At 63.4% G+C, this 19,426-nt stretch carries 17 protein-coding genes; 10 read left to right on the top strand and 7 right to left on the bottom strand.

What is annotated here, in order from left to right; all coding sequences use genetic code 11:
* Window positions 1–64: 64 nt before the first annotated feature.
* Complete coding sequence (locus tag AC0L30_RS11370; protein WP_007592328.1) at window positions 65–1,126, bottom strand: ABC transporter ATP-binding protein; 1,062 nt, start codon at window positions 1,124–1,126, stop codon at window positions 65–67.
* 202 nt (window positions 1,127–1,328) lie between these two features.
* Between AC0L30_RS11370 and gntR the strand changes: the two genes are divergently transcribed.
* From gntR to AC0L30_RS11330, 8 genes are all read left to right on the top strand, one after another.
* Window positions 1,329–2,429 carry an HTH-type transcriptional regulator GntR gene (gene gntR / locus AC0L30_RS11365; protein ID WP_007592329.1) on the top strand — a complete coding sequence of 367 codons (1,101 nt, stop codon included), beginning with the start codon at window positions 1,329–1,331 and terminating at the stop codon, window positions 2,427–2,429.
* 122 nt (window positions 2,430–2,551) lie between these two features.
* Window positions 2,552–4,381, top strand: a complete 1,830-nt coding sequence (locus AC0L30_RS11360) for an IlvD/Edd family dehydratase (protein ID WP_473365598.1) — start codon at window positions 2,552–2,554, stop codon at window positions 4,379–4,381.
* Between the two features lie 116 nt (window positions 4,382–4,497).
* The gene (locus AC0L30_RS11355) at window positions 4,498–5,229 is read left to right on the top strand and encodes an SDR family oxidoreductase (RefSeq protein WP_007592333.1); all 732 of its coding nucleotides are present in this window, start codon (window positions 4,498–4,500) and stop codon (window positions 5,227–5,229) included.
* A 121-nt stretch (window positions 5,230–5,350) separates the two neighbouring features.
* Window positions 5,351–6,097, top strand: coding sequence for an SDR family NAD(P)-dependent oxidoreductase (locus AC0L30_RS11350; RefSeq protein WP_007592336.1), 747 nt, complete (start codon window positions 5,351–5,353; stop codon window positions 6,095–6,097).
* A gap of 27 nt (window positions 6,098–6,124) precedes the next feature.
* Window positions 6,125–7,276 (top strand): serine hydrolase domain-containing protein, encoded by a 1,152-nt coding sequence (locus AC0L30_RS11345; RefSeq protein WP_473404316.1) that lies wholly within the window; start codon window positions 6,125–6,127, stop codon window positions 7,274–7,276.
* Entirely contained in the window at window positions 7,273–7,665 is a 393-nt protein-coding gene (locus tag AC0L30_RS11340; RefSeq protein ID WP_473404315.1) for a GFA family protein, read from the top strand. The genes AC0L30_RS11345 and AC0L30_RS11340 overlap by 4 nt, the downstream gene beginning before the upstream one ends.
* A gap of 161 nt (window positions 7,666–7,826) precedes the next feature.
* The gene (locus AC0L30_RS11335; RefSeq protein WP_354127898.1) at window positions 7,827–8,507 is read left to right on the top strand and encodes a site-2 protease family protein; all 681 of its coding nucleotides are present in this window, start codon (window positions 7,827–7,829) and stop codon (window positions 8,505–8,507) included.
* A gap of 65 nt (window positions 8,508–8,572) precedes the next feature.
* Entirely contained in the window at window positions 8,573–8,995 is a 423-nt protein-coding gene (locus AC0L30_RS11330; protein ID WP_219684657.1) for a hypothetical protein, read from the top strand.
* Here the strand turns inward: AC0L30_RS11330 and AC0L30_RS11325 are convergent.
* The 6 genes from AC0L30_RS11325 to AC0L30_RS11300 all read right to left on the bottom strand — a co-directional run bounded on the left by AC0L30_RS11325 (window position 8,983) and on the right by AC0L30_RS11300 (window position 14,739).
* Window positions 8,983–9,798 (bottom strand): energy transducer TonB, encoded by an 816-nt coding sequence (locus tag AC0L30_RS11325; protein WP_007592345.1) that lies wholly within the window; start codon window positions 9,796–9,798, stop codon window positions 8,983–8,985. The two genes, AC0L30_RS11330 and AC0L30_RS11325, sit on opposite strands and share 13 nt — an antisense overlap.
* A gap of 9 nt (window positions 9,799–9,807) precedes the next feature.
* On the bottom strand, window positions 9,808–10,263 hold the full coding sequence (exbD, locus tag AC0L30_RS11320; RefSeq protein WP_018459254.1) for a TonB system transport protein ExbD: 456 nt from the start codon (window positions 10,261–10,263) through the stop codon (window positions 9,808–9,810).
* 3 nt (window positions 10,264–10,266) lie between these two features.
* Window positions 10,267–11,187 carry a tonB-system energizer ExbB gene (gene exbB / locus AC0L30_RS11315; RefSeq protein ID WP_473404314.1) on the bottom strand — a complete coding sequence of 307 codons (921 nt, stop codon included), beginning with the start codon at window positions 11,185–11,187 and terminating at the stop codon, window positions 10,267–10,269.
* Complete coding sequence (locus tag AC0L30_RS11310; RefSeq protein WP_473404313.1) at window positions 11,184–11,873, bottom strand: Fe2+-dependent dioxygenase; 690 nt, start codon at window positions 11,871–11,873, stop codon at window positions 11,184–11,186. The genes exbB and AC0L30_RS11310 overlap by 4 nt, the downstream gene beginning before the upstream one ends.
* Before the next feature lie 2 nt (window positions 11,874–11,875).
* Window positions 11,876–14,272: a TonB-dependent receptor gene (locus AC0L30_RS11305; RefSeq protein WP_035992874.1), complete on the bottom strand. Its 2,397-nt coding sequence runs from the start codon at window positions 14,270–14,272 to the stop codon at window positions 11,876–11,878.
* Between the two features lie 227 nt (window positions 14,273–14,499).
* Window positions 14,500–14,739 carry a hypothetical protein gene (locus AC0L30_RS11300; RefSeq protein WP_007592354.1) on the bottom strand — a complete coding sequence of 80 codons (240 nt, stop codon included), beginning with the start codon at window positions 14,737–14,739 and terminating at the stop codon, window positions 14,500–14,502.
* A gap of 364 nt (window positions 14,740–15,103) precedes the next feature.
* On the opposite strand from AC0L30_RS11300, the gene AC0L30_RS11295 reads away from it, so the two are divergent.
* Together AC0L30_RS11295 and AC0L30_RS11290 are read left to right on the top strand one after the other, a co-directional pair.
* Window positions 15,104–16,276, top strand: a complete 1,173-nt coding sequence (locus tag AC0L30_RS11295; RefSeq protein ID WP_007592356.1) for an efflux RND transporter periplasmic adaptor subunit — start codon at window positions 15,104–15,106, stop codon at window positions 16,274–16,276.
* The gene (locus AC0L30_RS11290; protein WP_007592357.1) at window positions 16,273–19,419 is read left to right on the top strand and encodes a multidrug efflux RND transporter permease subunit; all 3,147 of its coding nucleotides are present in this window, start codon (window positions 16,273–16,275) and stop codon (window positions 19,417–19,419) included. The genes AC0L30_RS11295 and AC0L30_RS11290 overlap by 4 nt, the downstream gene beginning before the upstream one ends.
* Window positions 19,420–19,426: the final 7 nt, after the last annotated feature.

Genomic DNA, 19,426 nt, shown 5'->3' with positions numbered 1-19,426 from the left:
CGTTCTCTCCCTAAATTTTATATTTGTATTGGGTCGTCTTGTATTGGGCAGTTCTTCGGCGTCGCTACACGCGTTTGCCCGTCGCCTCGTCGAACAGATGAATTACGGAAGGATCGGGCTTCAGCTTGACCTTGTCACCCGGGTTGAACTGGTGACGTTCGCGGAAGACCGCGACGACCTGCTCACCGCCGAGCTTCGCAAACACCTGCGTTTCCGAGCCGGTCGGCTCGACCACGACGATCTCGGCATCGGCGCCGTCGTCAGCGATGGTGAAATGCTCTGGGCGTACGCCGTAAACGACAGGACGCCCGTCGGACGCCGCCGGCGCGTTCCTGAGCGGCAGCTTCACGCCATTCGGCCCCTCGAAGGTCGCAACGCCGTTGACGCGCACATGCCCCTTCAGGAAGTTCATGGACGGCGAGCCGATAAAGCCGGCGACGAACTGGTTCTCGGGCTTGTCGTAGAGCTCGAGCGGCGTACCCATCTGCTCGACGATGCCGTCATGCATGACGACGATCTTGTCGGCCATGGTCATGGCCTCGATCTGATCGTGGGTGACGTAGACCGTCGTGGTCTTCAGCCGCTGGTGCAGCTCCTTGATCTCGGTGCGCATCGCGACGCGCAGCTTGGCGTCGAGGTTCGACAAGGGCTCGTCGAACAGGAAGACCTGCGGGTCGCGCACGATGGCGCGGCCCATGGCGACGCGCTGGCGCTGGCCGCCGGAGAGCTGGCGCGGATAGCGTTCGAGCAGCGGCGACAGTGCCAGGATCTCGGCGGCGCGCTTGACGCGCTTGTTGATCTCTTCGGTGCTCTCGCCCCGCAGCTTCATCGAGAAGCCCATGTTCTCGCCGACCGTCATGTGCGGATAGAGCGCGTAGTTCTGGAACACCATCGCAATGTCCCGCTCCTTCGGCTGGACATTGTTGACGACGCGGTCGCCGATCGAGATCGTGCCTGAGGTGATATTCTCGAGACCGGCGAGCATGCGCAGAAGCGTCGACTTGCCGCAGCCGGAGGGACCAACCAGGACAACGAACTGGCCGTCCTCGATCGGAATCGAAACGCCGTGCAGGACTTCAAAATTGCCGAACGATTTCCGCACGTCGCGGATTTGCACAGACGACATCTAGCTCCCTCCTCGAAAGTCCACGACGCATCTCGCGCCGCGACCGTCTTGTTTTTTCAGACTTCACCGAACGAAGCCCAACCTTAGCGGGCGACATTGTCGGCAGTTTGTGCGGTTTTGGCAATTTGTCTTTGGTTAGTCCGTGCTGGTAGCGCTGTCAACGTTCCTTTGTTTGCGACAGTGAGTGTGTTAAGAGCAGCAAATGGGTCGAAACCGCACCAAGTCAGGCAAAATCCGGCTGGCGGAAGTCGCCGAGCTCGCCGGCGTAAGCCCGATCACAGCGTCCCGCTTCTTCCGCAATCCCGAGGCGCTGTCGCTCGCCAAACGGACACGGGTCGAGAGCGCGGCCAGGGAGCTCGGCTATGTGCCGAACCTGGCGGCGCGCGCGTTGGCTTCGCAGCGCACCGAGGTGATCGGTGTCTTGATTCCGTCACTGACCAATAACGTGTTCTCCGACGTGCTGCGCGGCATCTACGACGCCTCCGAAAACAGCCGTTACTCGATCCAGCTGTCCAACACACGCTACAGTATTCTCCAGGAGGAGAAGCTGCTGCGCCTGTTTCTCGCGCAGAAGCCGGCCGGGCTGATCGTCACCGGCATCGACCAGACCACGGAATCGCGCGCGATGCTCGATGCCGCCGACTGCCCGATCGTGCAAATCATGGAGATCGGGCCCCATCCGGTCGACATGATGATCGGCTTTTCGCACTATGACGCAGCCCGTGCGGCGGTTGCACATCTGTTCGCGCAAGGTCACCGCAAGATCGGCTTCGTCGGCGCGCGGATGGATCCGCGGGTACAGCGGCGGCTCGACGGATACGTCTCGGCCATGAAGGACGCAGGACTATTCGAGCAACGCCTCGTCGTCACGACGGCGACTCCGACCTCGGTGACGCTCGGAGGCGCCCTGTTCACCGATCTCCTGGCGCGGGAGCCAGGCATGGATGCGGTGTTCTGCGCCAATGACGACCTCGCGCTGGGTGTGCTGTTCGAATGCAGGCGCCGCGAGATCGCCATCCCCGAACAGATCGCGATCGTCGGCTTCAACGATCTGGAATTCATGGCCTCCGCGGTCCCGACTCTGACGAGCGTGCGCACCAACCGCTACGAGATGGGCAACACGGCCGCCAGCATGCTGATCGACGCGATCGACGGACGGCGCCCGGAACATCCGGTGCTCGATCTTGGCTTCAAGGTGATCGAGCGGCAAAGCTCGTCGGCCCGGCGGTCGGACAACCGGCCAGCCGCTTCAGGCACAGGCGCTGCGAACAAAATGGTAGCGTTACCAAGCGGCCATGACTAGTATCGGATTTGTGAGGAAACGACCCGCCAGCGGGCAGGCAAATCGTCGCTCGCGCCGTTGGGCATCGCACAAGCCGATACCATAAAACGGACGCCAGTGCGTTTGCATTGCAGGAGAAACCAATGACAAAAAGACCAACCAATGGGCATGCCCCCGCCGGCAACGGCGCTCGCCGCCACCTCCGCTCGCAGGAATGGTTCAACAATCCGCATAATCCGGGCATGACCGCGCTCTATATGGAGCGCTATCTGAACTATGGTCTCACCCGCACCGAGCTCCAGTCCGGCAAACCGATCATCGGCATCGCGCAGACCGGCAACGACCTCTCCCCTTGCAACCGACACCATATCGAGCTTGCCCACCGCGTCCGCGAAGGCATCCGCGAGGCCGGCGGCATTGCGATGGAATTCCCGACCCATCCGATCCAGGAGACCGGCAAGCGCCCGACCGCGGCGCTCGACCGCAACCTCGCTTATCTCGGCCTCGTCGAAATCCTCTACGGCTATCCGCTTGACGGCGTGGTGCTAACCACCGGCTGCGACAAGACTACGCCAGCCTGCATGATGGCGGCGGCGACCGTCAACCTGCCTGCGATCGTGCTGTCGGGCGGGCCGATGCTGAACGGCTGGCACAATGGCGAACGCACCGGCTCTGGCACCATCGTCTGGAAATCGCGCGAGCGGCTCGCCGCCGGCGAGATCGACTATGAAGAATTCATGGAGATCGTGGCGTCATCGGCGCCCTCAGTCGGCCATTGCAACACCATGGGCACCGCCTCCACCATGAACGGGCTCGCCGAAGCGCTCGGCTTCTCGCTTCCGGGCTGTGCGGCGATCCCCGCCCCCTATCGCGAGCGCGGCCAGATCGCCTACGAGACGGGAAAACGCATCGTCGACATGGTCTGGGAAGACCTCAAGCCTTCGGACATCCTGACCCGCAAGGCGTTCGAGAACTGTATCGTGATCAATTCGGCGATCGGCGGCTCGACCAACGCACCGATCCACATCAACGCGCTGGCGCGCCACATCGGCGTTGAGCTCTCCATCGACGATTGGCAGAAGGTCGGTCACGACGTGCCGCTGCTGGTCAACATGCAGCCGGCCGGCTTCTATCTCGGCGAGGAATTCCACCGCGCCGGCGGCGTGCCGGCCGTGGTGCGCGAGTTGATGAAGCACAAGCGCATCCACGAGGACGCGGTCACGGTCAACGGACGCGGCATCGGCGAGAATTGCGCCAATGCACCAAAGCCCGACAACGACGTGATCTGGGCTTACGACAAGCCGCTGGTGAAGGACGCCGGCTTCCTGGTGCTGAAGGGCAATCTGTTCGATTCCGCGATCATGAAGACCAGCGTGATCTCCAAGGAATTCCGCGATCGCTACCTCAGCAATCCGACCGATCTCAATGCCTTCGAGGGCCGCGCCGTCGTGTTCGAGGGGCCTGAGGACTATCACGAGCGGATCGACGATCCCTCGCTCGAGATCGACGAGCGCTGCGTGCTGTTCATCCGCGGCACCGGCCCGATCGGCTATCCCGGCGGCGCCGAGGTCGTGAACATGCAGCCGCCTGCGGCGCTGATCAAGCGCGGCATCATGTCCCTGCCCTGCATCGGCGACGGCCGGCAGTCAGGCACCTCGGGCTCACCTTCGATTCTCAATGCTTCGCCGGAAGCCGCCGCCAATGGCGGGCTCGCGATCCTCAGGAACGGCGACAAGGTGCGCGTCGATCTGAACAAGGGCAGCGCCAACATTCTCATCTCGGACGACGAGGTGAAGAAGCGCCACGCCGAGCTCAAGGCCAATGGCGGCTTCAAGCATCCGCCGAACCAGACGCCGTGGCAGGAGCTTTATCGCAACACCGTCGGCCAGCACGCGACCGGCGCCTGCATGGAGCTCGCCACGCGCTACCAGAACGTCGCCGGCAGCTTTGGTGTGGCGCGGGATAATCACTGAATTAGGAACACGTAGCCCGGGTGAGCGAAGCGACACCCGGGACATCGGCTCCCGGATATCGCGCTCGCGCGCTCATCCGGGCTACGGCACTGAGCACATCGAGGAGAAAGAAGAAAATGGCAGACCGCCTCAAGGGAAAGCGCGCCGTCGTCACGGCTGCAGCGGCAGGCATCGGACGCGCATGCGCCGTCGCCTTCGCGCGTGAAGGCGCAACCGTCATCGCCACCGACATCAACGAGAGCGGCATCGCGAGCCTGACCAAGGAAGGCATCGCCGAGGTCGCCAAGCTCGACGTGCGCAGCACCGCCGACGTCAACGCCTTCGCCAAGCGCGTCGGCAAGGTCGACATCCTGCTCAACGCGGCCGGCTTCGTGCACCACGGCACCATCCTCGAATGCTCGGAAGAGGATTTTGATTTCTCGTTCGACCTCAACGTCAAGTCGATGCACCGGACCATCAGGGCCTTCCTGCCGGACATGCTCGCGGGCGGCGGCGGCAGCATCGTCAACATCTCCTCCTGCGCGGCGCTGCGGCCGCCGGCCAACCGCTACGTCTACAGCGCCTCGAAGGCGGCCGTGTCGCTGCTGACGCGCGCGGTCGCGCTCGACTTCATCACCAAGGGCATCCGCTGCAACAGCATCTGCCCCGGCACCGTCGAGACGCCTTCGATGCTCGACCGCGCCGCGGCGCAAGGACCGCAGGGCAAGGAGATGTTCGTCTCCCGCCAGAAGATGGGCCGGCTCGGCACCGCCGACGAGATCGCGTCCATGGCGGTCTATCTCGGCAGTGACGAGAGCGCCTTCACTACCGGCGTCGACCTCGTGGTCGACGGCGGCTACATGCTCTGATCACTCCTCATCCCGAGCAAGCGCGTCAGCGCCGTCTCGAGGGATAGGCCACGGGCTCTATGGTTCGAGACGCGCGCAAGTGCGCGCTCCTCACCATGAGGGACAGATAAGGGGATTTGGCATGAACAAGATCGATCTCAACGGCCGTGTCGCCATCGTCACCGGCGGCGCGCAGGGCTTCGGCCGCGCCATCGTTCAGCGCTTCGTCGCCTCCGGCGCCAAGGTCGCGATCTGGGATTTCGACGCCGCGCTGGCCGAGAAGACGGCAAAGGAAATTGGCGGCGAAACAAAAGTCTTCAAGGTCGACGTCACCGATACCGCGGCCGTCGAGCAGGCCCGCGACGCGACGCTTGCCGCCTTCGGCAAGATCGACATCCTCGTCAACAATGCCGGCATTGCCGGGGTCAACAAGCCGGTCTGGGAGACCGACCTCGAGGAATGGCGCAAAGTTCTACGCATCAACCTCGACGGTCCTTTCATCGTCTGCAAGGCGATCGTGCCCGCGATGCTCAAGCAGAAATACGGGCGCATCGTCAACATCGCCTCGATCGCCGGCAAGGAAGGCAATCCGAACGCCTCGCACTATTCGGCCTCCAAGGCCGGCCTGATCGCGCTGACCAAGTCGCTCGGCAAGGAATTGGCCGCACATGACATCCTCGTCAATGCGGTCACGCCCGCGGCTGCGAAGACCGCGATCTTCGACCAGATGACGCAGCAGCATATCGACTTCATGCTGTCGAAGATTCCGAAAGCGCGCTTTGTGCTGGTGGAAGAGCTAGCCGCGATGGTGAGCTGGCTCGCATCCGAAGATTGCGCCTTCTCCACCGGCGCGGTGTTTGATATCTCCGGCGGACGGGCGACGTACTGAGGCAACGGCCGTCCGAAGGGGCGCACCATGCGGTTTGGGCGGCGTGATTTTGTGAAGCTCGCGGCGAGCGCGCTGCCGTTGCTTTCGCACGATGCGCTTGCGCAACTCACGCCCAACCCGGCGAGCATCCGCCCGCCGTCGCCGGCCGAGCGCGACGCCATGGCACGGCTCGCGCACGGCTTCATGGACAGATATGGCGTGTCGGCGCTGTCCTTTGCGATCGGCTATGCCGGCACTGTTATCCACGAGGACGCCTTCGGTGTTGCCGATATCGAGCGGAACGAGGCCCTGACGCCGCGGCATCTGTTCCGGATTGCCAGCGTCAGCAAGATGATCACGTCGGTCACGATCTTCCGCCTGATCGAGGCGGGCCGCCTCAAGCTGACGGACCGGGTGTTCGGCCCCGGCGCGCTGCTCGGCACCGAATACGGGCCGCCACCCTACTCTGCCGGTATCGACCAGATCACGCTCGAGCATCTCCTGACGCACACCGCCGGCGGCTGGAGCAACGACAACCGCGATCCCATGTTCACGCATACCCGGATGGATCATGCCGGGCTGATCACCTGGACGCTCGCCAACCGGCCGCTGGACCTCTTGCCGGGCCAACGCTACGCCTACTCGAATTTCGGCTATTGCGTGCTGGGGCGCGTCATCGAGAAGCTCACTGGCCAATCCTATGCCGAGCATGTCCGCAGCGAGGTGCTCGCACGCTGCGGCGTCACCGACATGACCATCGCGCGCGACACGCGCGAGCAGCGCCAGGACGGCGAAGTCGTCTATTACGGCCAGGGCGAAAATCCCTACGGCATGAACGTCCCGCGGATGGATTCCCACGGCGGCTGGATCGCGACGCCGGCGGACCTGGTTCAGTTTCTGATGCATGTCGACGGCTACACGAAGCCCGTGAACATCCTACGGCTGCGCACCATAGAGATCATGACCACCGCACCCGCTGACAGCCCCAACTACGCCAAAGGCTTCTGCGTCAACAAGTCAGACAATTGGTGGCACAATGGCAGCCTGCCGGGCACCAGCACGATTGCGGTACGGACCCATGGCGGCTTCTGCTGGGCCGCCTTCACCAACACCAGACGCAGGAGTTCCGACATGGATGGCGAACTCGACAAGCTAAACTGGAGCATGGCGCGTCAGGTCGCCGAGTGGCGGGTCGCATGATCCGGGAAGGCGGATGCCTGTGCGGCGCGGTGCGATTCAAGGCCGAGGGCGAGCCGCTCAACGTCCGCATCTGCCATTGCCGCCTCTGCCAGAAGGCGATGGGCTCGCCCTATTTCGCCCGTGCGCAATTCGACCAGCGCGCGTTGACCGTCGAGGGCGACACCGACCGCTATGCGTCGTCCGAGCACATCGACCGGGTGTTCTGCAAGCGCTGCGGCACGCGCCTGTTCGCCTGGCGGCGCAATGGCACACTGGCGGGCGTCGCGCTGGCGACCTTCGACGATCGCAACGTGTTTGTGCCGACCGAGCATATCTGGGTCAGCGAAAAGATGGGCTGGGTGACGATCGAGGACGGCATGATCCGATATGAGGGGACGATCCCGACGTAGCTCATCCGGCGCCAAGGCTCGACGTCATGGCCGCCGGTCTCGCCGATTATTTGCGGCGTGGCATTTCGGAACCGCCCACCCTATGTTGAGGTGAAGCGTTGCTGCACCACCGGTTGGCTGGGTCGGCTGCAAGACCGCAGGCAAATCGGGACGGACGAGCCGTGAACATTTCTTTGTATGACCTCTCGGTGTGGGTGCTGCCGCTGGTGCTCGCCATCACCTTCCACGAGGCTGCGCACGCCTTCGTCGCATATCGTCTCGGTGACGACACGGCATGGCAGCTCGGCCGTGTCAGCTTCAACCCTATCAGGCACATCGACCCGTTCGGCACGCTGATATTGCCGGCGATGCTGCTGTTCGCGCATTCGCCGTTCCTGTTCGGCTATGCCAAGCCTGTGCCGGTGAATTTCCGCAAGCTCAACGCCCCCAGGCTCGGCATGGTGTGGGTGGCGCTGGCCGGGCCCGCCACCAACATCCTGCTGGCGCTGGCCGCAGCTCTTGCCCTGCACGCCCTGCCCTGGGCTCCAGCCAACTCGGCGCAATGGATCTTCGACAATCTCAAGAACGCACTGCTGATCAACGCGGTGCTGGCGGTGTTCAACATGATGCCGATCCCGCCGCTCGACGGCGGACGCGTCGCGGTCGGGCTGCTGCCCCGGCCGCTCGCCCTGCCCCTGGCGCGGCTCGAGCCGTTCGGGATGCTGATCCTGATCGGTCTGCTGATCCTGCTACCGCTGGCGGGCTCCCAGTTCGGTCTAAATCTTGATGTTATTTCAGCAATACTGCGAACGTTGACCGGTTATGTGATTCAGGGTGTTCTCATTCTGACCGGCAATGCGTAGTTGAACAGCGACACACCCGAACACAAGCCGAAGGGCTCGAGGCCGACTTGGTCAAAGCTGCCGATATGCTGATCGCGCGACGCGCCGATACCCGCGCCCGCGCGGATTTCGCCACCTGGAAGATGATGGCCAAGCTCAACGGGTCGTCCGCGCTGCCTCCTGGGGCGCAGGAGTTCCTGGTGAGCTACAAGAACCTGCAGGCGCAGATGAACGAGGGTGAGGCGACCGAGGCCACCATCGGCGCCATCTACAAGGCCTACTATGCCGAGATGGGCGGCGCGGGAACCCCGCCTGACGTCCGCCCCCGTCCGGCCGAACCGGCGGCGGACAATGTTACCGCTTTCCGTCGCCCAGACCCGAAACCGAAGAAGGCCAGTTTCTTCGGGGCAGCGACCGCGGGCGCAAGCCAGAAACGGCCGCTCCCGGTGGCGCTGATCTTCGCCTGCCTGGTCGTGGTCTATGTCGGGATCAGGTTCTACTGGCGCTGAGCCGTCTTCTTCTTTTTCTTTGCGTCCGGCGGCGTGAAGATGATGTCGACGGTGCGCTCGAACCGGTCGTCGGTCAGGCTGGCAGGCGGCTGCGGGATGGGATCGGACTTGCGGACAATCGAGATCGCAGCCGCATCGTAAGCTGCATCCCCGGACGACTCGACAACGTCGACTGAAAGCACGTTACCCCGTCGGTTGATCGCGAAGCTGACCTTGACCTTCTGATTGTTGGGCTCCTTGCCCTCCGGGTTGACCTTGTGGGCCGTGAGATGCGCGCTGATCTTGCGATTCCAGTCTGCCGTGAGCTTCAGAATATCCTTACCGATGCCGAGCACAGGCGCCAGCGCCTTCTCGGCCTCGCGCGCGTCCTCGTCGAGCGTCTGCCGCGCCGTCGCAACGGACTTCGGCGAAGCTTCCGCAGCGGGCGTTTCGACCGCCGCAATCTTCGGATCCTCGTCCTGCGGCTTCTTCGAGATGTTCTCGGTGACGACCCGATCGGGATCGTCGACCTGTTGCGACTGATCCTTTGGAAGCTCGGTTTCCTTGGTCTCGGCCTTTTGCTCGGGAAGCGCCTGCTGCTCCTGCATCGCCTCACTATCCGGTCCCGGCGGAAGGTCGGTGTCAGGCGCCTTCGGCGAGGCCATCTCGACAGCGAACTCCGCGCCGGCCGCGCCGAGGCCATCGTCGCCGTCGTCGGCCCGCAGGTGCGCCAGCGCGAGCGCGGCACCACCGAGATGCAGCGCGAGCGCCGCCAGCGCTGCCAAAATCCAAAGCGTCCGGGCTGGTCTGGACTCATCCGACATCGCGGGCCTCTAAGGCTGAGCGGCGCCTGCCGCAGGCGCTCCCGGAGCGCCTTCCAGCGCAACCAGCTTCACCCGCGAATAGCCGCCGGAGCGCAACAGCTCCATGACGCCCATTAACTCGCCATACGGCACCGAGCGATCGGCGCGCAGGAAGACGTACTTGTCCTTGCTCATGTCGGACAGACCATCGAGCGTGCCGATCAACTCGGCGCGGTGGACCGGGTTCTCTCCGATGGCAAGCGTCAAATCGGGCTTGATGCTGAGATAGGTCGGCTTGTCCGGCTTCTTCTGCGGCGTCGCGCTCGACGTCGGCAGATCGATCGGCAGGTCGACGGTCGAGAGCGGCGCTGCGACCATGAAGATGATCAGCAGCACCAGGATGACGTCGATGAACGGCGTGACGTTGATTTCATGCGTTTCGCCGAAATCGTCGTCGTCATCATTGTCTGCGAGCGAAACGCCCATGGTTCACTCCGCCGCGCGCGAATGCACGCTGCCGTGGCTGCGGTCGAGATCGCGCGAGAGCAACCGCCCCGCAGCGCCCGAGGCACGGCTGACGAGCTCGAGATAGCTCTTCGTCACGCGCGAGAAGTAATTGTAGATGATGACGGCGGGAATGGCGGCGACCAGACCGATGGCTGTGGCGAGCAGCGCCTCGGCGATACCGGGCGCGACGACGGCGAGGTTCGTGGTCTGCGACTTCGAGATGCCGATGAAGCTGTTCATGATGCCCCACACGGTGCCGAACAGACCGACGAAGGGCGAGGTCGAGCCGATGGTCGCGAGCACGCCCATGCCGACGCGGATGCGCCGCGCCTCCGCGCGCATGATCTCGGAGAAGCTCGAAGCGGCCCGCTCCTTGATGCCGGTATCGCTGGACAGGCCGGCCGACATCCGCGCCTCGCGCAGCGCCGCCGCCAGGAAGGACGGCAGGATGCCCGCCTTGGCGCCGAGCGCCATCTGCGCTTCCGCGAGCGAGCGCGCCTCTGCGATCCTCTTCAGCGCCGAACGAAGCTTGGTCGCGGCGATCGACAATTCGATCGACTTGGCGATCAGCACCGTCCAGGTCATCAGCGATGCAAAAGCGAGCCCGATCATCACCGCCTTCACGATGATGTCCGCCGACATGAACATCACCCAGGGCGACAATTCCTTCATGGCGGGCGCGATACCGGCTGCCGTATCGGACTTTGCAGCCGCCGGCACGGCAGCTTGGGGCGCCGCAGGCGGAGCAACAACCGGGGCCGGGCTGACCGCTGACGGCTGAGCCGTCGATTGAACCGGTGCCGCGGGCGCGGCTTGCGTCTGGGCAGAAACAGGGGATGCAAGCCAGGCGGCCGCCAGCACCAGAGCTGCGGCAAGGCTTGCTTGGAAGGACATGATCTTCATACTTCGGCCCAGTAGCGAATGAGGTTGTGATAGATACCCGTCAATTTGACCGTTTCGGGATCGTCACGCCCGAGCCGTTCCACCAGCGCCTGTATCGCGGTGTCGAGGTCAAAGATCATGCTCCGGGCTTGATCGTCCCGTATCATGCTCTGAAGCCAGAAGAAAGATGCAACCCGCGTTCCCCTGGTCACCGGGGTCACGAGATGGAGGCTGGTCGAGGGATAGAGCACGCAGTCCCCGGCTTGCAACTTGACTTCGTGCGAACCGTAGCTGTCCTCGATCACAAGTTCGCCACCGTCGTACTCCTCCGGCTCGGCCAGGAACAGCGTCACCGAGAGGTCTGTGCGGATGCGAAGGCCGGTCAGGCGGTCGCCGCGGATGGCATTGTCGACATGCAGGCCGAAATGGTGGCCGCTGCTGGCTGCATAGCGGTTGAACAGCGGCGGGAAGATCTGAAGCGGGATCGCCGCCGCGACGAAGCGCGGATTCGACGTCAGCGCCGAGATGATGCGGTTGCCGAGTTTTCGCGCGATCTCGCTATCGGGCGGCAGTTGCTCGTTGCGCTTGACCATGGCCGATTGCGAGCCGGCGGTGGAGCGCCCGTCTTCCCAATTGCTGGCGTCCATGATGCGGCGGAAATCCGCCACATCATCTTTGCTCAGGACGCCAGGAAGGCAGGTCAACATGATCAGAACTTCGCCGTCGTGATGAGGTAGAACGCCCGCCCCGGCGCGACCGCGACGAAGGGAACCGCGCTGCGATAGAGCGTGTCGTAGTAGAGCTTGTTGGTGAGATTCTGGGCGTAGAACTTCATCGTCCAGTTCTTGTCGATCTTCTTCTCGACGAACGCGTCGAAGCGCCAGTAGCTCGGCAGCTCGTTGCCGGTGTTGGCGGCGAACGTGCCGCCATACACCTTCGAACGGTACACCGCCTGACCGCCCAGCTCCCAGCCGTCGTCGAACTTGTACTTGGTCAGCATGCTGAACGATTGATGAGCCACGTTGGCAAGCTGCAGGCCGAGATTTGAGGCGACACCGCTCTGCGTGACCTTCGATTGCATCAACACCAGGCCGCCGAAGATGCTCCAGCGATCGGTGATCTTGCCTTCGGCCTCGATATCGATGCCCTGGATCCTGTAGGCAGCGCCCGAAGTCAGCAGGCCGCTGACGGTTTCGCGCGCATTGTCCTTCGTGGTCTGGAACAGCGCGGCGCTGACCAGCAAATGGCGATCAGCTAGCTCCCATTTGGTGCCGAGCTCGGCTGCCTTATTGCGCTCCGGCCCGAGCAAGATAGCCGTGTTGGCAGGAATGCCGCCGTAATCGGTGGCGGTCGCATCAAGCTCCGATCCGAACGGATTGGCGGAGGTCGCATAGGCCGCATAGAGGCTGCCGATCGACATCGGCTTGTAGACCAGGCCGACGTTGTAATTGACGAGATCGGCGTTCTGCTTGAGATGGTCCGCGTTGGTCGACGAACTCTGGCTGTAGCCATCGTAGCGCACGCCACCATTGACGATGATCGTGTCCTGCCAGTTCGCGGTGTCCATGACGTAGACGCTGCTGGTGTTGACGCCATAGCGCGTCGGATTTCCAACCAGCGACGGCGTGTTGCTGAAGGGAATGTAGGTGTACTGCGGCGAGTAAAGGTTCACCCCCGTGACCGCCCCGCTGCTGGTCGAGCCGCCGCCGAACAGTTCCGACGAGAGGCCGGTGTAACGGTCGATCGAGATATTCTCGTTCGAATATTCGACGCCGAACACCGCCGTGTGCTTGACCCCGCCGGTGTCGAGCTTGAAGGTGGCCTCGTTCTGGTTGGCCCACACGTCCACGTTCTGGTAGCGGCTCTGCGCGCTCGCCGTCGTCGTCCAGAGCAGCGGATTGGGGCTCGTCGTAACCGGGTTCTGCGGCAGCGTGCCGATATAATTCAGCAGCGAGTGCTCGCCGCGCACCTTGCTGCTCAGCGTGATGGCCTCGTTGACCTTGTACTCGATCGTGCCGGTGCCGAAATCTTGCCGCGCGGTCTGGAAGTCGCGGTTGAGGAAGCCGTACCAGTTGCCACGCGGAATGCCCGCCGACGTCACTGGGACGTTGCCCTGCTTGTAGTAGGGCACGCCGAAATCAGGATAGCCGCTGAGGTCGGTGTGGACGTAGTTCGTCGTGATCTTGATGTCGTTGGTCGGGGTATACCTGGTCGAGATGAACGAACCCCAGCGATTGTCGGTGACGTAATCGCGGCCGGCGACGTTGGCGTCCTGGAACAGGCCGCCGGCGCGCACCGAGAACGTGGGATCGATGACCTGGTTGACGTCGAGCGTGACCCGCTTGGTCCGGTCGGTGCCGAACTCGGTGTCCATTCGCTTGAAATTGACGTCGCCAGCCTGCTTGGTAACGATGTTGATGGCACCGCCGGCGGTGCCGCGGCCGGCGTAGGACGAGGCCGGCCCACGCAGAATCTCAATCTGCTCGGTGAAGAAGTTCTCGCGGATCGAGACCGCGGGATCGCGGATACCGTCGATGAAGACGTCGTTGCGCGCATCGAAGCCGCGGATGAAGAAGCGATCCCCGAACGCGTTGCCGCCTTCCCCAGATCCCAGCGTCACGCCGGCGGTCGAGCGCCCGATCTCCTTCAGCGTCGTGGCGTTCTTGTCCTCGAGCACTTCCTTGCTGAGCACGGTGATGGTCTTCGGCGTGTTCAGCATCGGCTCCGGAAACTTGCCGGAGGCCTGGACGTGGTCAACCTTGTAGGGCGCCGCCGGATCGGAATACGGATTACGGTCGACTTCGCCGGACGGCGTGGTGGGAGCGGTCTGCTGCGCCGCCTGCTGACGCTGCGCGGCGCGGCGAAGCGCATTGCGCGCGCGGACCTGGTCCGCCGTCGGCTTCGAAGCCGCCGGGCGCGGACGCGCGACCGGCGCATCGACCGTTACCGGCGGCAGGTTCGACTGCTGCGCCTCCGCACCGCTCGACACCGATGCTGCTGCGATCAGGCCGGCGACTGCGGAGACCTTCTTGCCGGAAACGCTCGTAAACTTCTCATCGAATGCTGCGACCGAACGCAACGACTTCGGTGCGACCACCTGCCCCATTACCAACACGCCCCATATTCCTGTTCGCCCATTCACTTCGACGAGCGATTGGAGTGTTGGTATCGACCGCAAAATAGCGGGTCAATGCGAGTAAGCCGCGAGAACCCTTGAATAAGTCCAGATCAAAGCGATTCTAAACTGCAGTTTGAAATCGTTCTAAAGCACGATTGGATTCGTTCTAAAGAGCGCACGAAAATGCCGCGAGATCGGCGATCGCGCGCGCATCGTCAATCGCTACTTGGCGGCTTCATCAGCGAGAACAATTCGTCGACGGTCTTCTGCGCCACGGCGCGCACGCGATCGCTGTTGTCCATGCCGGCAATGTTGACGCCGCCGACGACGGCTCTGATCTCGTCGCGGAAGTCGGTGAGAAAGCGCAAGGGATCACGCTGCTCGTTGGCGACGCGTGCGATCAGTCCCGTGATCAGGATCTGACACGCGATCAGCTTGCCGTTCAGTTCGTCCATCCTGCGCTCCCGTTGTGGCGCGCCGATATGACTGATGCCGGTTTGCCTGACAACCGAAACGGCCTCCGCGCGACTTAGAACCGTTCTTGCGAGCCGCCCCGCGCAGCGCATCCCTATCCCGCGCACACCGCTTCCGAGCATTGCACAAGATTTACTCGCGGATCGTTCGTCGCGGGGGAATGCAGCACTGCACACCGTAGTGACACGGAGCTGCCTAAGCAGTGCAAAGCTTTCCAATTGTTTAGGATTCTCAGCCGATAGTGCTGTTTACACTGGAACTTGGCGTGTATTATACAAGCGCGCTGGAACCCTATGATTGCCCCAAAATTCGTAACTAAGGGCATACCAGCCGACACGAGACGAAATGAAAAAGTCCCGGCCGATCCTCTGGATTCTGATCGTCGCGGCCGTGGCCTCCGCGGGTTACTATGGTTGGCAGAAATTCGGCTCGCCCGACGCCGGAAAAACCCAGACCGCACAGAAGGGGCCGCAGCGCCCGCCCGCCGTCCCCGTGAGCGTTTCGCCGGTCCAGAAGGTGGACTTTCCGGTTTACCTGACCGGTCTCGGCACGGTTGCGGGCTTCAACACCGTCCAAGTCCGGACCAGGGTGGACGGCCAGATCGACAAGATCGCCTTCACCGAAGGCCAGATCGTCAAGGAGGGCGAGCTCCTCGCCTCGATCGATCCCCGCCCCTATCAGGCCACGCTCGACCAGGCCAAGGCCAAGAAGGCCCAGGACGAGGCAAATCTGGCCAACGCCAATCTCGAGCTCCAGCGCGCCATGAAACTCGGCGAATTCGCCACCGCACAGCGGGTCGACACCCAGCGCTCCACGGTCGCCCAGCTCACCGCGCAGATCGCCGCCGACGAAGCTTCGATCTCCAACGCGCAGACGCAGCTCGACTACACCCAGGTCAAGGCGCCGATCACCGGCGTCGCGGGCCTGCGCCAGGTCGACGTCGGCAACATCGTCAATTCCTCGACGCAGACCGGCATCGTCACGATCTCGCAGGTCGAGCCGATCTCGGTGATCTTCACCGCGCCGGAAGATCAGTTGCCCTATATCAGCGAGGGCCAGAAAACTGGCGCGCTCAGGGTGATCGCCTTCACCACCGACGGCAAGAAGACGCTGGCCGAGGGCAAGCTCGCGGTCATCAACAACCAGGTCGACACGAGCAGCGGCACGATCCGGCTCAAGGCGGTGTTCGAGAACAAGGACCACGCGCTTTGGCCCGGTCAATCGGTGTCGACGCGCCTGCTGGTGCGCACCCTGAAGGATGCGACCGTTGTCCCGGATGACGCGGTCCAGCACTCCACCAACGGCCTCTACGCTTATACTGTCAATCAGGACAACAAGGCTGAGGTGCACAAGATCAAGGTCAGCTACGCCATCGACGGACGTTCGGTCGTCGACGAAGGGCTCACGCCCGGACAGCAGGTGATCACCGGCGGCCAATTCAAAGTCCAGCCCGGAAGCCTCGTCTCCACGGCCGTGGCGAGTACGGATCCGGCCCAGAACAAGGTTCGACGGGAATGAACGCGGGCGGGATTTCGGCACCTTTCATCCGTTATCCCATCGGCACCTCGCTGCTGATGGCCGGCATTCTCTTCGTCGGTCTCGTCGCCTATCCCCTGCTGCCCGTCGCGCCCCTGCCGCAGGTGGACTTCCCGACCATCCAGATCACCGCCAATCTGCCGGGCGGCAGCCCGGAGACCATGGCCTCGTCGGTGGCCCAGCCGCTCGAACGGCAATTCGCCCAGATTCCCGGCATCGCCCAGATGACCTCGACGAGCTATCTGGGCACCGCGTCGATCACCATCCAGTTCGACCTCAACCGCAGCATCGACGGCGCCGCCAACGACGTGCAGGGCGCCATCAACGCCGCGAGCGGTCAGCTGCCGAAGAACCTGCCCTCGCCGCCGACCTACCGCAAGGTCAACCCGGCCGACGCGCCGATCCTGCTGTTGTCGGCAACCTCCGAGACAATGCCGCTGACCAGCGTCAGCGACGCGGTCGATGCCCAGCTCGCCCAGCAGATCAGCCAGCTTTCCGGCGTGGCGCAGGTCTTCATCGGCGGCCAGCAGAAGCCGTCTATCCGCATCCAGATCGACCCGGCGAAACTCGTCGCCAAGGGCCTGTCGATGGAGGACGTGCGCAGCCAGATCGCGATCACCACGGTCGACAGTCCGAAGGGCAACATCGACGGCGACAAACGCGCCTACACGATCTACGCCAACGACCAGCTGACCCAGTCCAAGGACTGGAACGACGTCATCATCGCCTATCGCAACGGCGGTCCGTTGCGGATCCGCGACATCGGCCAGGCGGTCAGCGGCCCCGAGGACGCCAAGCAGGCGGCCTGGGCCAACGGCAAACGCGGCGTGTTCCTGGTGGTGTTCAAGCAGCCCGGCGCCAACGTCATCGAGACCGTCGACCGGATCAAGGCGACATTGCCTCGCCTCGTCGCAGCGATCCCTCCCGCGATCAAGATCGAGGTCATCAGCGACCGCACCACGACAATCCGCGCCGCGGTCGAAGACGTCCAGTTCACGCTGCTGCTGACCATTGCGCTGGTGGTCATGGTCATCTTCATCTTCCTGCGCAGCTTCTGGGCGACCGTCATTCCCACCATCACGGTGCCGCTAGCGCTGCTGGGCGCCTGCGCGCTGATGTGGGTGTTCGGCTATTCGCTCGACAATCTGTCGCTGATGGCGCTCACCATCGCGGTCGGATTCGTCGTCGACGACGCCATCGTGATGCTGGAGAACATCACGCGCTACATCGAGGAAGGCGAATCGCCGATGGCGGCGGCCTTCAAGGGCTCGAAGGAAATCGGCTTCACCATCGTGTCGATCAGCATCTCGCTGGTTGCGGTGCTGATTCCGCTGCTGCTGATGGGCGGGATCATCGGACGCCTGTTCCGCGAATTCGCCGTCGTGCTGGCGATGACGATCTTCGTCTCGATGTTCGTGTCGCTGACCCTGACGCCGATGATGGCCTCACGCTTCCTACGCGCCCATGGCGAGGTCACCCACGGCAAATTCTACCAGTGGAGCGAGCGCGGCTTCGATGCGATGTTGCGCGGCTACGAATGGGTGCTCGACCATGCCCTGGCCTGGCGCCGCACCACGCTCACGATCTTCTTCGCGACTCTCGCCCTGTCGGTCTATCTGTTCGTGCTGATCCCGAAAGGGTTCTTCCCGCAACAGGACGTCGGCCTGATCACCGCGACCTCGGAAGCCTCCCAGGACATCTCGTTCGCGGAGATGCAGCGCCGCCAGGTCGAGCTCGGCAAGATCGTGATGGACGATCCCGACATCGCATCCATCGCGATGAACATCGGCGGCAGCGGCCGCGCCGGCAACAACGGCAACATGTTCATCACGCTGAAGCCGCGCAACGAACGCGAAGCCTCCGCGCAGCAGATCATCGCCCGGCTGCGTCCCAAGCTCGAGAAGGTGTCCGGCGCCCGCCTCTACATGCAGGCGGCTCAGGACGTTCGGCTCGGCGGCCGCCCGACGCGTACGCAGTTCGAGTTCACTCTACAGGACGCCGATCTCACTGAGCTCAACGACTGGGCGCCGAAGATCCTCGCCAAGATGCAGACCTTGCCGCAACTGCGCGACGTCGCGACAGACCAGCAAACCCAGGGCACCACGGTTCAGCTCAAGATCAATCGTGATACCGCAGCGCGTTATGGAATCCAGCCGCAGCTGATCGACGACACGCTGTACGACGCCTTCGGACAGCGTCAGGTCACGCAGTATTTTACCCAGCTCAACACCTACAAGGTGATCCTCGAGATCCTGCCGGAGATGCAGGGCAGCCTCGAGAGCCTGAACAAGCTCTACCTGAAATCTCCGCTGACCGGCGACCAGGTGCCGCTGTCGACATTTGCGACCTGGAGCACCGATCCGGTCCGCCCGCTCTCGATCAGCCACCAGGGCCAGTTCCCGGCGATCACGATCAGCTTCAACCTCGCCCAGGGCGTCGCGCTCGGTCAGGCCACGGAGGCCGTGCAGAAGGCGATGGCCGATCTCGGCGCGCCGCCGACGCTCAATTCGAGCTTCCAGGGCACGGCACAGGCGTTCCAGCAGTCGCTGGGCACCGTGCCGCTCCTCATCCTCGCCGCGCTGGTCGTGGTCTATCTGATCCTCGGCATCCTCTACGAGAGCTACATCCATCCGATCACGATTCTGTCGACCCTGCCCTCGGCCGGTGTCGGCGCGCTCGCGATCCTGATGGCGGCGGGCTTCGAGTTCAGCCTCATTGCTTTGATCGGAGTCATTCTGCTGATCGGCATCGTGAAGAAGAACGGCATCATGATGGTGGACTTCGCCATCGCTGCGGAGCGCGACGAGCACAAGACACCGGCGGAATCGATCCGGCAGGCGGCGCTGTTGCGCTTCCGTCCGATCATGATGACGACGATGGCTGCCCTGCTCGGCGGCGTGCCGCTGATGCTCGGCCACGGTACCGGCGCCGAGATTCGCCAGCCGCTCGGCTACGCCATGGTCGGCGGTCTGATCGTCAGCCAGGCGCTGACGTTGTTCACCACCCCGGTCGTCTATCTCTATCTCGACGAGCTCAACAACTGGTTCTCGGGCTGGGGCCGTAAGGGTGACGGCGAAGGCGACGAGACAGTCGAGCACGGCACCGTTAAGGAAGCTGCCGAGTAGCAGCTTG

The sequence above is a fragment of the Bradyrhizobium sp. MI1.11 genome, from assembly GCF_055811255.1.
The sequence above is the reverse complement of the archived record's forward strand: the minus strand, read 5'-3'. Positions and strand labels throughout refer to the sequence as shown.